This is a genomic window from Sorangium sp. So ce145 (assembly GCF_051525985.1).
Lineage (GTDB): Bacteria > Myxococcota_A > Polyangia > Polyangiales > Polyangiaceae > Sorangium > Sorangium cellulosum_B.
The window spans coordinates 7,043,511-7,058,554 of sequence record NZ_CP150315.1; the positions used below are offsets into that span (position 1 = coordinate 7,043,511).

Here is a 15,044-nt window from a genome sequence, read left to right on the forward strand (position 1 = left end):
CGCGTCAGAGCGCGGTGGAGAGCCGGTCGAGCACGGCGTTCATGATCGGCCGATAGCCGTAGTCAGGCGACGAGGGGTCGGCCAGCTGCGCCGGGCAGATGGAGCCTGCGACGCCGCGCTCCCCGAGGCTCCGGATCAACTGCAGCTCGCGGAGGCCAGGGTAGGCCTTGGCGTGGTCCTGCGTCGTGGACCGCGCCCCGGGATCCGACGGGTCGTTCGTGCCTTCCGGCTTGCACAGCGGGTTGTCGCTGGGCACGCCGGCGATCGGCCTGCAATCGCACGACTGGGCCGTACCGTCGCAGTTGCGTTCCTCGGCGAGGGGGAAGATGCAGGCGTACTGGAGATCTCCAGTGCTTCCCAGCGGGATCGTGTACTCGCGGCCGTTGATCCCGTTCCAGCCGTTGGCGTTCGGCTGGACGAGCGGCTCACCGGTGATCGGGTTATCGCCCGAGCGGGGCGCCGCCGACTCGATCATGAGCGGATCCGCGGGCAGGATGTAGTTCGCCGGATCGCCGAGGACAGCTTCCCAGGTGCTGCTGAGGGTCGTGCCGGACGGCGGGTCGGCGAGCTCAGCGGCGTTCTTGAGCCCGCCGACCGGCTGGCCGAACTGGTTCAGGCCGCCCAGGAGATCGGGCTCGCCGAGCGCGTTCTGGCGCGCCAGGTCCTGCCAAGGCACGCCGACGATGCCGGTGAACATGACGTGCTGCGGCCCTCGGGTCCGGGTGTTGTCGTCCTCTGGGTCCAGATCCGAGAAGATCGGGTTCGGCACGAGCTCTCCGCTCCTCGACACCACCCAGGGCTCCGTGAGCGCCCGGGTGTACCGCTCGACCGGGTAGAGGAAGTCGAACCCGAAGCGGCGCTTCTGGTCCCAGCACCGGCTGTTCACCGGGTCTTCCGCCGCGGTGAGCCTGGCGGTGTTGCCATGGGAGTCGGTGCAGGTCGGATCGTGGGGGCAACCGTCCTGCTGCTGTGAGCAGTTCCTGCAGCACGGATCATTCGGGTTGGTGGCGCACTCGCTCCGTGGCCGCCACATCCTGAAGCCCGCTGCCACCTCGGCGGCGAGGTAGTTCTTGCCTTCCTCCCTTATCGAGCAGTCGTTCTCGTCGGAGAGCATCACGATGAGCAGGAGCGAGTCCGGCCGGAGGAAGGCCTTCCGCTGCGCCAGGAGCGTCGTGTCGAGCCCTCCCAGCACGATGTTCTCGTGCGTCGGCGACACGGAGATCGTCTCATACGGCTCGGGATCGACGAGGAAGCGATAGAAGCTCTCCAGCGGCGCCTCGTAGCCGCACCCGGCTTGCCCGACCCCTTGCACGATGTCGCTGAGCTTCTCGGCGAGCGCCGCCGGGTCGGAGTCTCCCGCGGGGACGTGGCTTCCGGCCGCGTCCCACACGAGGAAGCCCTTGTCCTGATAGGTCGGCAGGTCGTTCTCGGCAACCCCCTCATTGGAGCGCGCGAGGAGGTGGGCCATGTCGACGTTCGAAGCGGACGTCTGCCCCTGGCAGGCGCTCGACCCGTGGCCGCCGAGGCTGCTGCTGATGACACCGATGTGCATGTCCTGCACCGGAGTGCGCACGCGCAATGTGCCAGCGGGGCATGCGCTCGACCCGCTCGGGGGCCGGAAGCCCGGAGCAACACCGGTCGGATCCACGCAGAGCGGGTTGGTCAGGCCATCGACGAAGTCGGCGAGCACCAGGCGCATCACTTCCTGCTTGTCCGCCATCGAGACGGAGTTGTCGACGACCAAGAGGAGATCGACCTTGTCCGGCGTGAACTCCGGCGGGTCCCAGCCCCCTGTGCCTGAGGTGACGCCGGCGGTGGAGGTGACGGCGTCGCTCCAGCTGCCACCGCTGCCGCCTTCTCCGCTGCTGCCGCTGCCGCCTTCTCCGCCCGTTCCCGAGCTGGAGCTGGCGCCCGCCCCGCCGAGGGAGAGCTCGACTTGACATGCCGCGAGCGAGACGGCGCTCAGGACGAGAAAGGGAGACAGCGCTCTTGATAGCCTCGAAGACATAATTCCTCCTTGCGCGGTGCCGTGACGCGCCGTCAAACACCGGCAGTGACCGAACGTGAAGGGACGCCCGCCTCGCTTCCCATTTCAAAAAACCACCCAGCCCCCAAACGATGCGGACAGCCCCCTTCCCCGCCCCCGGATCGCCCCCGCAAATCGCAGAGCGACAAACGGGTTGAAACTGCCTGAGAAGCGCAGAATTTCAACCGCCAAGGCGCCATAAGACGCCAAGATTTTTGTGATTCTTGGCGTCTTATGGCGTCTTGGCGGTTAATTCTCGCTTGATCAACGTGATCGATGTTCTAGTACTACAGCCGTACTTGCGGTCCATTTGCGGCTGTAGACGGGCGGACGGGCACGGATTTCTCGACGATTTTGATGTCTACAGCCGCACCTCGGACCAAGTACGGCTGTAGTACTAGGGGGTGAAGGAGCGGAGGCGAGGTACGTGCGGGCTCGACGGATAGGCCACGAGGAACGCCGACGCGCGCTGCGCGGCCGCCGCGCGATCGCCGCTCTGCCAGAGCGCCTCGATGGTGAGCGCCTCGCGCTCCTGCGCCAGCGCGCCGCCGGGGAAGCGGAGCCGCGCCTGCTCGGCGATCCTCAGCGCGCCGCCGGCGTCGCCGCGACGGAGCGCCGCGCGCGCGTCGCCGAGGAGCGTCAGCTCCTCGCGCAGCCGGCTCTCCCGCAGCCCCGGGCTGGACGCGCCCTCCGCGCCGAGCTCCGCGCCTGTGGCCTCCGGCGCGGGCGCCGCTTCGAGGACGTCCGCCCCGGCCGCGGGCCGCGCGCTCGCGGCGCGCTCCGATGGCGGCGCGCCCGGGCTCGCGGGCGTCGCGGCCGCGCGGGGGCCGGTCCGCGCGGGTGACCTGCCCGGCAGCGGCGCCTCGGCCGGCGGAAGCGGCCTGGATCGCAGCGGCGCCTCGACCGGCGGCGGCTCGGCAGGTGCCGGCTCGGCAGGCGGCGGCTCGGCGTGTGCCGGCTCGGCAGGCGCGGCAGGCTCACGGCCCTCCGGCGGCGAAACCGGCGCGGATCCCGGCGCCGCGACGGCCTCCGCGGCCTCGACGATCCGAGCCGGCGGCGCCTCGCTCGACGGGGCCACGACGGCATAGCCGGCGACGATCAGGCCCCCGCAGGCGGCGCCGAACAGCATCGCCTTCAGGATACCCGCAGCGCCCGCCGCTGCGGCCACGCCGCCGGTGACCGCCGCGCCGCCAGCGCCGGCGCCCGTCGCAACGGACACCACCTTGCCCGCGGACACGGCCGCGGCGATCTCGCCAGCGCCCGCGCTCGCCGCGCCGCTCGCGCTCGCCGCGCCGCCCCCGTTCACCGGGAGCGCCCCTCCCGCGGCGCCCTGAGCCCCTCCGAGCCCGGCGGCTCCGGCGAGGCCGATCTGCGCGGCCATCGCGGCCCACACCCGCTCCTGCGCCCCGTCGGGCGGGTCCGCCGACGGCGCTGCTCGCAGGAGCTCGCGCTCCATCTCGAGCGCGTTCGCCTCGGCGTCGAGCCAGCGCACCGGATCGCTCATCGCTCACCTCCCGCGCGCTTCCAGACGGGTTGCCGATCCACCTCCGGCAGCGGAAGGACGACCGAGGGATGCCCCTCGGGCACCGGCGCCGCCTCGACGGCCGCCTTCAACACGGGCTGTGACCGCATGACCCGGGGCCCGCCCACGTGGAACTCGTCGCGCGCCTTCAGGCGCGCAACGGCGCGGCGAAACGCATCGCGGGCGAGGCGGAGGCGCGAGTAGACGGTCCCCAGCGGGACGTCGAGCAGATCGGCGACCTCCTCGCCGCCCATGCCGTCGAGCTCGAAGAGCGTGAACACGGCGCGCTGCTCGAGGGGCAGCTCGTCGAGGATCGCCTCGAGCAGCGTGATCGCCTGCCGCCGCTCCGCCTCCGCGCCGACGTCGGCCCGGTCATCGGCGCAGTCGAGCAGCGGCTCGTTGTCGTGAGCACGCCGCCTCATATGCGCGAGCTTGCGCCGGTCACGGGCGGCGTGAAAGCAGATGCTGTAGAGCCAGGTCGTAATTTTGGACCGACCCTCGAATTCGGACAGCCGCCGATGGACGACCAGGAACACGTCCTGGACCGCGTCGGCGACGTCGCTCTCGGGCACACCGAGGCGTCGCAGCGAGCGCCACACGAACCGGAAGTGCTGCGCATAGACCTCTCCGAAGGTCATCCTGTCCTGCCGCTTCTCGCCATGCCCATCGCCTCCGTGGCGGGTCCCGTGGCTCGCCATCAAAAAATCGACACGCGGGCGCTCAGGCCGACGAGCAGCCCCACCGGGGAGGGGTCGAGCGCCACGTCGTGCGTCAGGGGCGTGCCGGCCTCGCCGCCCGCGCGACGCTCGACCGTGAAGCGCGCCCGCGCGACCGGCGCGAGGAGCGTCGCGCGCGCGGACCAGCCCAGCGCGCTGGAGCCGAGGAGGGTCCCTTCCGCGACGGCCGAGCCGCCGAGGGCGAACCAGGGCGCGGAGGCCTCGCGGTCCGGGGCGAACCCCTTGCCGGAGCCGTAAACGGCGCCCAGCACCGCCGCCGCGCAGGCCGAGAGCCGGAGGCCGTCGAGATCGCCGGCGATCGTGGCGCAGCCGCGCGCCGTGGCGGCGCCGAGCCCGAGGGAGACGACGCCCGGCGCGAGCTCGGTGTCCTGGGGGGGCAGCCATACCCCGCCGACGCCTGCGGACCACCCGCGGCGCCGCAGGGAGACATCGGCGATCGCGGCCGCCCGGAAGGGATCGAGCATGCCCATGGTCTGCGCGGCCCCGAGCTCCATCGAGACGTCCCCGCGCGCCGCTCGAGGCGGAGGACGCGGCGGCGCCGGCACCACAGGCGCCCGCGCGAGCGCGGCAGGGGCCGGCGCGGGCGCGACAGGGGCCGCCGCGGGCGCTGCCGGCGCGGGCGCGGCAGGGGCCGGCGCGGGCGGATCGCTGTCGAGCAGGATGGCGAGGGTCAGCGCCACCGCCTCGACGAGCTCGCCGCAGGACGCCCCCACCTCGGACGAGAGCTGCCGGGTGCGACCACCTGCCTGAAGGACGGCGGTGTACGTGGCGCCGTCGTGGAGAAAGCGGACCTCGATCTCGGTCGCCCCGTCCGCGCTCGCCAGGGCGCCGCCCGCGTTCGCTGGCGTGTCGCCAGGAGGGGCGCCGCCCGCGTTCGCCGGCGTGTCGCCGGCAGCGGCGCCGGCGCCGGTGGGAGGGCCGGCGGTGCTCACGGGGTCGAGAGCCCGCCTCTCCATCACCCGCTCGACCGCGACGGCGAGCGACGGCGCGTCCGGGCAGTCGGCTGCAGCGGGCGCCCGCTGGACCGCGAGCCGCGGGAGCGGGGCGGCCACGACGACGCGCGGCCAGCCGAGGGAAAAGGCGCACACGGCCAGGACGCACAGCGCGCCCCGAGGCGAGGGATGAGGGCAGGTCACAGGATGCCTCCCATTACCGCAAGGAACGGCGCAAGCGGAGTTAGGACGCGCAGAGCTCTGTGGCCTTGGGCGAAATCGCCGCGAGGGCGAGACCGCCAGACGGCCAGGCCCCCGGCGCCTGCGGGAGACGCCGGTCGCGACGGCGCGCGTTCCATGGCGGAGGCGTCACCGCCTGCCACGCCGGAGAGCACGACGCCACCGCCCGTGGCGCGACCGAGCGACCGATCGAACGACGGCGACGCCGGTCGCGAGCACGGCACGGGATCGGATAGAGTGCGCCCCATGAACTCCTACGAGCTGGTGACGTGCGCGAGCTGTTATGGCGAAGGCGAGATCAACACGGACTCCGGCCCCTATCTGTGCAAGGACTGTCACGGAAACGGCCGCATCCTCCCGACCGGAGAGCAGATCGAGGAGCGCATCCGCGAGATCGAGGTCGAGCTGGAGCGCCACCCCCAGGAGGCGAAGCCGGAGACCCGATGGCTCGTCTTCGAGCTGCGGCGCACCCGCAAGCTGCTCTGGCAGATCCGGTCGTACTGCGAGGAGGCGCGGAGCGACGCAGACGACGCGATCATCGTCAAGATCCGCGATCTCGCCGACGCGGCCGTCGCCCCGAGGAGCCCTGCGGTGCCGCGGGAGATGCTCCCAGAGGACGCCTGATGCGCGGCCCCGCCGGGGAGCCGGACAGTCGACCCCGGAGAGCTCCCGCGTCCTGCTCGAGCGCGACGCGGCGTGTTCCAGCGCCTGCTCTCTACCCTGCCCTCCTCGGCGCCGCGTGGGCCGCGCTCGCGCCGCCGGTGCAGCGCCTCCACGCGGGCGGCGCGCGCGCTCGCGGCCGCTTCCGCGTGCGGCGCGGCCGGGGGCTCGCGGCGCGCCTGGTCGCCGGCCTGCTGCGCATGCCGGAGGCGGCCGAGGACGTGGCCGTGACGCTCGCCGTCGAGCCGGCGGGCGACGGAGAGCGGTGGCTCCGCACCTTCGGGGTTCGCCCGCTCTTCTCCTCGCAGTGGCGCGCGGGTGATCTCCTGGTGGAGGGGCTCGGCCTCGTCCAGTGCTGGTTCCGGCTCCGCGCCGAGGGCGGAGCGCTCGTGTTCGAGCAGGTGCGGTCGACGCTCGGGCTCCGCCGCCTCGGCCTGCCGCTGCCCCGGTGGCTCGCCCCGCGGATCGAGGGGCGGGCCGGGCCGCTCCAGGACGAGGTCCACGTCGACGTGCGGATCTTCGCGCCGGTCGCCGGGCTGCTCGTCGCGTACGAGGGGCGCGTGGCGAACGAGGCGGGCGGCGAGGCGCCCCCCGCTCGCGCCGGCGGGTCCACGCCGGAATCGACCGCGCCGTCAGCGCCGGAGCCCCGCGCGCCGGAGCCCCGCGCGCCGGAGCCCCGCGCATGATCACGGCGCTCGTGCTCCTCGCCGTGCAGGGCGCGCTCGGCGCCTTCGATACGCTCTATTACCACGAGTGGCGGGCGCGCCTGCCCGGCGGCGTGCCGGGCACGGCGCCCGAGCTCGTGCTTCACGGCGCGCGCGATCTCCTGTACGCGGTGCTCTTCGCCTCCTTGCCGTTCGTGCGCTGGGAGGGGCTCGCCGCGTGGGCGCTCGCGGCGCTGCTCCTCGCGGAGATCGCGATCACGCTCCGCGATTTCGTCGTCGAGGACACGGTCCGGAGGCCGCTCGGCGGCGTGTACCCGGGAGAGCGGGTGATGCACGCCGTGATGGGCATCATTTACGGCGGCGCGCTCGCCCACCTCGTCCCCGAGATCTGGCGCTGGGCGCGCGGCCCCACCGGCTTTTCCCGCTGGGACGCGCCGCTCTCGCTCCGCGTGATCCTGCCGCTCATGGCCGCGGGCGTGCTGCTCTCGGGGCTGCGCGACCTCGGCGCCGCCTACGGGCCCCGCTGGCTGCGCTTCCCGTGGGGGCGCGCGTGAGCCGCCGCCCGCGCCGCGCGCACCGCCTGACGCGCCGTCAGCCCTTCACCGCGCCCGCCGTGAGCCCCGCGAGGATGCGCCGCTGGAAGACCAGCGTCAGCACCACGAGCGGCACGGTCACGACGATGGAGGCCGCCATGGTCTGCCCCCAGGGGATCTCGTAGAGCCCGCTGCTCGTCGTCGAGAACGCCTGGATCGCGTAGGTCACGGTGCGCTTGTCCGGCGTCTGCGTGAAGGAGAGCGCGAACAGGAACTCGTTCCAGGCGGCGATGAAGGCGAGGATGCCCGTCGTCGCCATCCCGGGGACCGAGAGCGGCAGCATGATCTGGGTGAACACCTGCCAGTGCGTCGCGCCGTCGACGTAGGCCGCCTCCTCGATCTCGCGCGGGATCGCCTTCATGAAGCCGGTGAGCACCCACACCGTGAACGGGAGCGTGAAGATGAGGTACGTCAGGATCAGCGCGGGGAGCTGGTTGTACAGATTCAAGAAGTTGATCATCTGGAACAGGGCGCCGAGCACGGCGATCTGCGGAAAGATGGTCATCCCCAGGACCACGTAGAGCACGAGGCTGCGCCCTCGGAAGCGGAACCTCCCCAGCGCGTAGGCGGCCAGCGAGCCCACGGCGAGCGACACCGCGGTGACCGAGACGGCGACGATCACGCTGTTCAGGAGCGCCGTCTGGAACTCGCCGTTCGCCAGCACGAGGCGGTAGTTGTCGAGCGTCGCGCGGCCGGGCCAGTAGCGGACCGGGGTCGTGAAGAGCTCGTCGTCGGGCTTGATGGAGGAGACGAACGCCCAGACGAACGGGAAGACGGTGAACACGAGCACCGCGGCGACGAGCAGGTAGAGCAGGGCCCGCAAGGCGCCCTGTCCCAGCGAACGGCGCCGCCCTGCGCCTCGCGAAGCGCCGCTCATCTCACACCTCCTCGGCGCGGAACACCGCGAGATAGATCATGATGAACACCGCGATGATGAGGAAGAGCGCGACGGAGATCGCCGAGCCGTAGCCGATGTCCGAGACGCTGACGAGGGTCTGCTGCGCGTAGGTCGCCATGGTCTGCATGTCCGGCCGGTTGCCGAACATGACGAAGAAGACGTCGAACACCCGGAGCGCGTCGAGCGTGCGGAAGATGAGCGCGACCAGCATCGCGGGCCTGAGGAGCGGCAGCGTGATCCGGGTGAACTGCTGGAGCGCCGTCGCGCCGTCGACCCGCGCGGCCTCGTACAGATCGTGGGGGATGAGCTGCAGCCCGGCGAGGAGGAGGAGCGCCATGAACGGCGTCGTCTTCCAGACGTCGATGAGCGCCACGGCCCAGAACGACACCGCGGGATCGGCGACGAAGGCGATGTTGCGGTCCAGGACGCCGAGCTGGTTGACGAGCAGGTCGTTGAAGACGCCGTAGACGTCGTTGTACATCCACTTCCACATCTGGGCCGAGATGACGGTCGGTATGGCCCAGGGGATGAGCATGGCCGCGCGCACCGCCGAGCGCCCCTTGAAGCGGGAGTTGACGACGAGCGCGACGCCGAGCCCGAGGGCGAGCTCGCCGAGCACGGTGACGACCGTGAAGATCACCGTGAGCAGGACCGCGTCGTGGAAGTAGCTGTCCTGCACGAGATCGACGTAGTTCTGCGCCCCGATGATCCTGGCCGGCTCCCCGGCGCCGAGGCGCGCGTTCGTGAAGCTCAGGTAGAACGTCTCGGCGAGGGGATAGAGGGCGATGAACGCGACGACCGCGAGCGTCGGCAGGAGGAACAGCCAGGCGCGCCGCCGTCGCCGCGCCTCGAGCGACGGGTGGTCTGGAGGGGCCGCCGCGCTCGTGGCCGCTGGGTTCGCCGGCATGCTCATGGGATATCCGTTCTCGCGAGGTGGTGTGGCCGGGAGATCTCGTGAGCCGCGCCGCGCGCCGCGCGCCGTGCCAATGGCGGGCGAGGCGCGCGAGGGCGGCGTGCGGCGCGCGGCGCGCGGTGTCAGCGAAGCGCGCGCGTGAGCCGCTGCTCCACTTGCCCGAGCACCGCCTTCGGCTCCTTGCCCTGAAGGACCTGGCTCACCCCCTGGAAGAAGGCGATCGACGCCTCGTTGTACCGGGCGCCGGTGCTGTTCGAGGGGCGCGGCACGAGCGCGATGTCCTTCGCGCTCGCCAGGAAGGGCAGCGACTTCACCACCTCCGCGTCCTGCTGCACCGATCGGATCGTCGGGAGGAAAGAGCCCGCGGTCGCGCGGAACCGCTGCGCCTCGGGGCTCGTCATGTAGCGGACGAGCTCGATCGCCGCGTCCTTGTTCGGCGAGAACTTCGACACCGCGAGCTGCCATCCGCCGATGGTGCCCGCGCTCTTCTGTCCAGGCTCGTGCGGCAGCGGGCCCGCCGCGAACTTGCCCTTGATCGGCGAACGCTCGGCGTTGCCCGCCGCGTAGGCATAAGGCCAGTTGCGCATGAAGGCGGCGTTGCCGCCCTGGAACGTGTTGCGCGCGTCCTCTTCCTCGTAGCTCGTCACGCCGGCGGAGGAGATCGAGCCCACCCAGCCCCTGGCGCGCGCGAGCGCCTTCTGGGCTTCCGGGTTGTTCACGGTGATCTTGCCCTCCTCGATGATCGCGCCGCCGCCGTGGGAGGCGATCCACTCCAGCGCGTTGCAGGTCAGCCCCTCGTAGGCCTTGCCCTGCCAGACGAAGCCGACGAAGTTCGGGCTCGCCGCCCGCTCGCCGTCCTGGATCTTCTTCGCCATCTGCTCCAGCTCGTCCCACGTCTCCGGCGGCTTCTGGTACCCGTACTTCTCCAGAAGATCGGTGCGGTAGTAGAGCAGCCCGAAGTCGGTGAACCACGGCATCGCCACGAGCTTGCCGTCGACCGTGTTGTTCTGGACGATGCTCTCGATGTGCTGCTTCGCGGCCTCGCCGAGCTTCTCGCTCAGATCGACGAGGTTCGGCGCGAAGGCGCCGGGCCAGATGACGTCCAGCATCATGACGTCGATGTCCCCGGACTGCGCCTGGAAGAGGCGCTGGTAGACGGAGTAGGTCTCGGTCGCGTCCTTGGGACGGGGGATGATCGTCACCTCGATGCCGGTGTCCTTCTGGAACTGCTGGATCATCACCCTGTCGAGCTCGGCGCCCACGCCCACCGGCTCGCTGTAATACTTGAGCTTGCTGCCGGCGTATCGCTTCGCCTCGGCGGCGTTCGGCACGGCGGGGGGCTGCGCCTTGATCGCCTTCTCGCCCGGCGCCTCCGACACAGCGGCCGCCGTCGTGGCGGCGGCGCCAGGGGGGTTCTCGCGGGCAGGCGGGCGCTTGTCTCCGCGGCAGGCGCACAGCCCGACGACGAAGAGGAGCAGCGCTGCGGCTCGCCATGCGCGGAGATGATGCTGCCGAGTGGGGTCCATCGCAGGATCCTTTCTGAGCTCTGTTCTGGAGAATTTCCGCATTCCCGGTGGCCGGCAGAGCTATCGAGATGCGCCGCTCACGCCCGCGCCCCGAAGGGCGAGTGCCCGCGGCAGCATCGACCAGATGCGCGCTCGGGAGCAAGCGATCGCGCCGCCTCTCCAGGGGTAAAAAGCTCAGGAAAGAGCCGTCGATCACAGACGGGACGGAGCGCGCGCTGCTCGGCACTGCTCTGCTCGCTGATCGCTGGCGGCGCAGCAGACGGCGCGCGGCGCGCCGCACACGCCGCACACAGCGCGGCGCGAAGCGCGATGTGCCGCGCGGAGACGCGACGCGCGCTGGCGGCGCGGTGAGACGAGACAGCAGCGCTGGCCGCGAGACGCGACACGACGCGCGCTGGCCGCGAGATGAGGTGAGGCGAAACGCGATGCGCCTGCGTCGCGCGGAGGCAACGCGCGCAATACGTGCGCGCGCCCGCGCGCCGACGCCACCACCTCGCGCCGAAGCGCAATTTCGGCGGCAATTCAGCGGTAGACGCGCGTCGCGCGCGCCCTGAACGTGGGCTGCTTTGCGCTTGCGGAGCCTTTCCGGAGGCGGTAGAGCCGATGCTGCGTGGCCGGCGCTCGCGATCCGGCACGGTGCCGCGGGCTCGTGGCCTGCTGGCTCCAGGCTGGTCCTGCCGAGCAGGACGAGCCCGAACCGGCCTGCGCACGGCGGTGCATGACTCCCCTGACGTTCTCCTCCTCGGCCGACGCCCCCCGCCAGGCGGCGCGGCTCGTCGCCCGCACCTTCCGGCTCGACGCCGACACGCTCGCGAAGCTGCCCGGCGGCGTCTCGTCGCTCATGGGAGACGGCGCGCGCGTCTGGCTGCACCCCGGCACCCAGCTGGTCGCGCACGGTGTCGCCGCCCGCCTGGAGCTGCCGCACGGCATCGAGGGCGGCGTGGCGTGGATCAAGGAGACGCTCGCGTCGATCGAGGCCGCCGACGCCGTGGGACGCCCGGGCTGCGGCCCGGTGGCGCTCGGCGCCCTGCCGTTCGACCGGACGGAGCCGGCCGCGCTCGTCGTGCCGGCCCAGATCGTCGGCGCGGCCCCCGACGGGACCGCGTGGGTCACGACCATCGGCGAGGGCGCCGCCCCGGCGCCGCACCTGGAGCGGGCCGAGGGCCACCGGCGCTCGCCCGACAGCTTCACGCTCCGCTCCGCGCTCCCGCACGAGGAGTGGTGCGGGCGCGTCGCGCGCGCGGTGGCCGACATCCAGCAGGGGGCCCTCTCCAAGGTCGTGCTGGCCCGCGCGGTCGACGTCGAGGCGAACCGCCCCATCGTCGTCGAGGAGGTCCTGCGCCGCCTGACCGCGCTCTACCCCTCGTGCGCGATCTTCCACGTCGACGGCTTCCTCGGCGCGAGCCCCGAGCTCCTGCTCTCGCGCCGCGGGCGCGCCGTCTCCTCGCACCCCCTCGCCGGCACCTACGCGGTCTCCGCCGACGTCGACGCCGACCGCCGGTTCGCCGAGGTCCTGCGGCGCTCGGCCAAGGACCAGCGCGAGCACCGCTTCGTGGTCGACGCCGTGGCCGCCGCGCTCGCGCCCGAGTGCGCGTCGCTCGAGGTCCCCAGCGAGCCGTCGATCCTGAGCCTGCGCAACGTGATGCACCTCGGCACCCCGATCCACGGCCAGCTCGCGGAGGCGGCGCCGGACGCCCTCACGCTCGCCGCGCGCCTGCACCCGACGCCCGCCGTGTGCGGCACGCCGCGCCAGGCGGCGGAGGCCTGGCTGGGCGCGCACGAGGGCATCCGGCGCGGGCTCTACGCGGGGCTCGTGGGCTGGGTCGACGCCCGCGGCGACGGCGACTGGTTCATCGGCATCCGCAGCGCCACGGTCGACGGCGCGCGCGCGCGGATGGTCGCGGGCGTCGGGGTCGTCGCGGGCTCGAACCCGGAGGCCGAGCTGGTCGAGACGCAGCTCAAGCTCCAGGCCATGCTCGCGGCCATCATCCGCCCCTGATGCCGCGCCCGCCGCCGGGGCGCCTCACCCGAGCCGGGATCCGCGCCGGCTCGCCTGCATCGACGGCCTCGATGCGGGCCCCGAGGCGAGCTTCGCCGTGAAGACACTCCTCATCGACAACTACGACTCGTACACCCACATCCTCGGGCAGTACCTCTGGGAGGTGAGCGGCGAGGAGCCGATCATCGTCAAGAACGACAGCCTCTCGCTCGCCGAGATCGAGGGCCTGGAGCTCGACAGCATCGTCATCTCGCCGGGCCCCGGCCGCCCGGAGCGACGGGCCGATTTCGGCGTCTGCGCCGAGGTGATCGAGGCCCTCGCCGGGACGCCGATCCTCGGCGTCTGCCTTGGCCACCAGGGGCTCGCCGCGCGCTTCGGCGGGCGCGTCGAGCACGCCCCGCGGGTCATGCACGGCAAGATCGTCGAGATCGAGCACGACGGCGCCGGGCTCTTCGAGGGCGTGCCCAGCCCGTTCCAGGTGGTGCGCTACCACTCGCTCATCGTCGGCGACGGCGAGCTGCCGGCGGAGATCCAGGTGACCGCGCGCACGCGCGGCGACGGGCTCATCATGGCCCTCAAGATCAAGGACCGGCCGTTCTACGGCGTGCAGTTTCACCCCGAGTCGATCGGCACCGAGCACGGCAAGAGAATCATCAGCAACTTCAGAAATATCGCCATGAACACGCCGCGCGACCGGAGGGGCGCGGCGCTCCGCCGGATCGCGCGCGCGCCGGGCCTCTCCGCAGGCGCGCCGGGCGGTTGCGCGCCGGGCGCGCCGGCGGGCGCGCGGCGACGCGGGCGCGTGCGTCACCTCCGGCTCCCGTGGGTCGATCCCGAGCGGGCCTTCGCCGGGCTCTTCGCCGCGGCCCCTTACGCGTTCTGGCTCGACTCGAGCGCGACCGGCCGGGACGGGCGCTTCTCGTTCATGGGGAGCGCGACCGAGGCCATCGAGAGCCGCGGCGCCGCCGTGACGCGGTGGAGCGCCGGCGGCCCTGGGGACGCCCGCACCCCGACCACGTCCGAGGGGAGCCCGTTCGTCGCGCTCCGGCGGGAGCTCGCCTCGATATCGCTCGATCCGAGCGGCCTGCCCTTCCACTTCACCGGTGGCCTCGTGGGCTACCTCGGCTACGAGCTCAAGGAGCACCTCGGCTTCGGCGCGTCCGCTCACCCGCGCCGCGCGCTCCCGGACAGCGCGATGATGATCGCGCGGCGGCTCCTGGCCTTCGACCACGTCGAGCGCACGGTGCACGCGTGCGCGATCGAGGCGATCGAGGCGATCGAGGCGAGCGACGAGATCGACGCCGACGAGCCTGCTTCGCCCCCGTCCGGACCGTGGCTGGACGAGATCGCGGCGCGCCTCCAGGGCCTCCCGGCGCTCTCGGAGCCGCTCCTGCCGCCCGTCCCGGAGGGCTTCGCCGACCGGATCGCGCACGCGCCGCGCCTCTCGCGCCGGGAGCACCTCGACGCCATCGAGGCCATCCTCCGCGAGATCCGCGAGGGCGAGACGTACGAGGTGTGCCTCACGAACGAGTTCCACGTGCGGACCTCGCTGGATCCGTTCGCCCTCTACCGCGTCCTGCGCCGCACGAACCCCGCGCAGTTCTCGGCGTTCCTCAGGCTGCCGGAGGGCGCGGTGCTCTCGTCGTCGCCGGAGCGGTTCCTGGCGGTCGACCGGGAGCGGCGTGTGCGCAGCGAGCCCATCAAGGGGACGCGACCGAAGGGCGCCACCGAGGAAGAGACCCTGGCCCTGCGCCGCGATCTCGCGACCAGCGACAAGGACCGCTCCGAGCTCCTCATGATCACCGACCTCGTCCGCAACGACCTCAGCCGCGTCTGCGCCATGGGCTCGATCGACGTCGAGGCGCTCCAGCGGATCACGGAGCACGCGACCCTGCTCCAGCTCTCCTCGGTGGTCACGGGCGCGCTGCGCGACGGGAAGGGCGCGCTCGACGCGCTCGAGGCGTGCTTCCCCGGCGGGTCCATCACCGGCGCGCCGAAGCACCGGACGATCTCGATCATCGACGCGCTGGAGCGGCGCACGCGGGGCGTCTACACGGGCTCGATCGGGTACCTCGCGTACGAGGGCCCCATGGACATGAACATCGCCATACGGACCCTCGTCGCCGACGGCCGGGGGCTCAGCTTCGGCAGCGGCGGCGCGGTGGTCGCGGAGTCGAGCGCGGAGGCCGAGTACGAGGAGATCCTCGTCAAGAGCTTCCCCCTGCTCCGCGCCATCTACCTCGCGGAGCGAGCCGCGGACGGAGGCCGGGCGTCCGCGCAAGAAGTGCGCGCGACGAGCGCGCAGCGCGGATGACACGCCCGACGGAGACGTG

Annotated in this window: 12 protein-coding genes; 5 read left to right on the top strand and 7 right to left on the bottom strand. The window is 72.4% G+C overall.

What is annotated here, in order from left to right; all coding sequences use genetic code 11:
- Positions 1-4: 4 nt before the first annotated feature.
- The 4 genes from WMF34_RS25930 to WMF34_RS25945 form a co-directional block, all read right to left on the bottom strand.
- Entirely contained in the window at positions 5-2,008 is a 2,004-nt protein-coding gene (locus WMF34_RS25930) for a hypothetical protein (protein WP_437989454.1), read from the bottom strand.
- A 415-nt stretch (positions 2,009-2,423) separates the two neighbouring features.
- Positions 2,424-3,530, bottom strand: a complete 1,107-nt coding sequence (locus tag WMF34_RS25935; RefSeq protein ID WP_437989455.1) for a hypothetical protein — start codon at positions 3,528-3,530, stop codon at positions 2,424-2,426.
- Positions 3,527-4,186: an RNA polymerase sigma factor gene (locus WMF34_RS25940; RefSeq protein ID WP_437989456.1), complete on the bottom strand. Its 660-nt coding sequence runs from the start codon at positions 4,184-4,186 to the stop codon at positions 3,527-3,529. The genes WMF34_RS25935 and WMF34_RS25940 overlap by 4 nt, the downstream gene beginning before the upstream one ends.
- Before the next feature lie 59 nt (positions 4,187-4,245).
- On the bottom strand, positions 4,246-5,421 hold the full coding sequence (locus WMF34_RS25945) for a hypothetical protein (RefSeq protein ID WP_012237667.1): 1,176 nt from the start codon (positions 5,419-5,421) through the stop codon (positions 4,246-4,248).
- 282 nt (positions 5,422-5,703) lie between these two features.
- On the opposite strand from WMF34_RS25945, the gene WMF34_RS25950 reads away from it, so the two are divergent.
- The 3 genes from WMF34_RS25950 to WMF34_RS25960 are packed head-to-tail and all read left to right on the top strand — an operon-like array spanning position 5,704 to position 7,336.
- A complete protein-coding gene (locus WMF34_RS25950) occupies positions 5,704-6,081 on the top strand; it encodes a hypothetical protein (protein ID WP_157906907.1) in 378 nt (125 codons plus the stop codon).
- Positions 6,081-6,803, top strand: coding sequence for a DUF4166 domain-containing protein (locus WMF34_RS25955; RefSeq protein ID WP_437989457.1), 723 nt, complete (start codon positions 6,081-6,083; stop codon positions 6,801-6,803). Before WMF34_RS25950 ends, WMF34_RS25955 begins: the two co-directional genes overlap by 1 nt.
- The gene (locus WMF34_RS25960; protein WP_012237670.1) at positions 6,800-7,336 is read left to right on the top strand and encodes a hypothetical protein; all 537 of its coding nucleotides are present in this window, start codon (positions 6,800-6,802) and stop codon (positions 7,334-7,336) included. The genes WMF34_RS25955 and WMF34_RS25960 overlap by 4 nt, the downstream gene beginning before the upstream one ends.
- A gap of 37 nt (positions 7,337-7,373) precedes the next feature.
- On the opposite strand, the gene WMF34_RS25965 is transcribed toward WMF34_RS25960, so the two are convergent.
- From WMF34_RS25965 to WMF34_RS25975, 3 genes are all read right to left on the bottom strand, one after another.
- Positions 7,374-8,252: a carbohydrate ABC transporter permease gene (locus WMF34_RS25965; protein ID WP_012237671.1), complete on the bottom strand. Its 879-nt coding sequence runs from the start codon at positions 8,250-8,252 to the stop codon at positions 7,374-7,376.
- 1 nt (position 8,253) lies between these two features.
- Positions 8,254-9,186: a carbohydrate ABC transporter permease gene (locus WMF34_RS25970; RefSeq protein ID WP_437989458.1), complete on the bottom strand. Its 933-nt coding sequence runs from the start codon at positions 9,184-9,186 to the stop codon at positions 8,254-8,256.
- Positions 9,187-9,308: 122 nt separating this feature from the next.
- Positions 9,309-10,712 carry an ABC transporter substrate-binding protein gene (locus tag WMF34_RS25975; RefSeq protein ID WP_437989459.1) on the bottom strand — a complete coding sequence of 468 codons (1,404 nt, stop codon included), beginning with the start codon at positions 10,710-10,712 and terminating at the stop codon, positions 9,309-9,311.
- A 718-nt stretch (positions 10,713-11,430) separates the two neighbouring features.
- Between WMF34_RS25975 and WMF34_RS25980 the strand changes: the two genes are divergently transcribed.
- Together WMF34_RS25980 and WMF34_RS25985 are read left to right on the top strand one after the other, a co-directional pair.
- Positions 11,431-12,711: an isochorismate synthase gene (locus WMF34_RS25980; protein WP_012237674.1), complete on the top strand. Its 1,281-nt coding sequence runs from the start codon at positions 11,431-11,433 to the stop codon at positions 12,709-12,711.
- A 97-nt stretch (positions 12,712-12,808) separates the two neighbouring features.
- Positions 12,809-15,025 (top strand): chorismate-binding protein, encoded by a 2,217-nt coding sequence (locus WMF34_RS25985; protein WP_437989460.1) that lies wholly within the window; start codon positions 12,809-12,811, stop codon positions 15,023-15,025.
- Positions 15,026-15,044 lie beyond the last annotated feature (19 nt).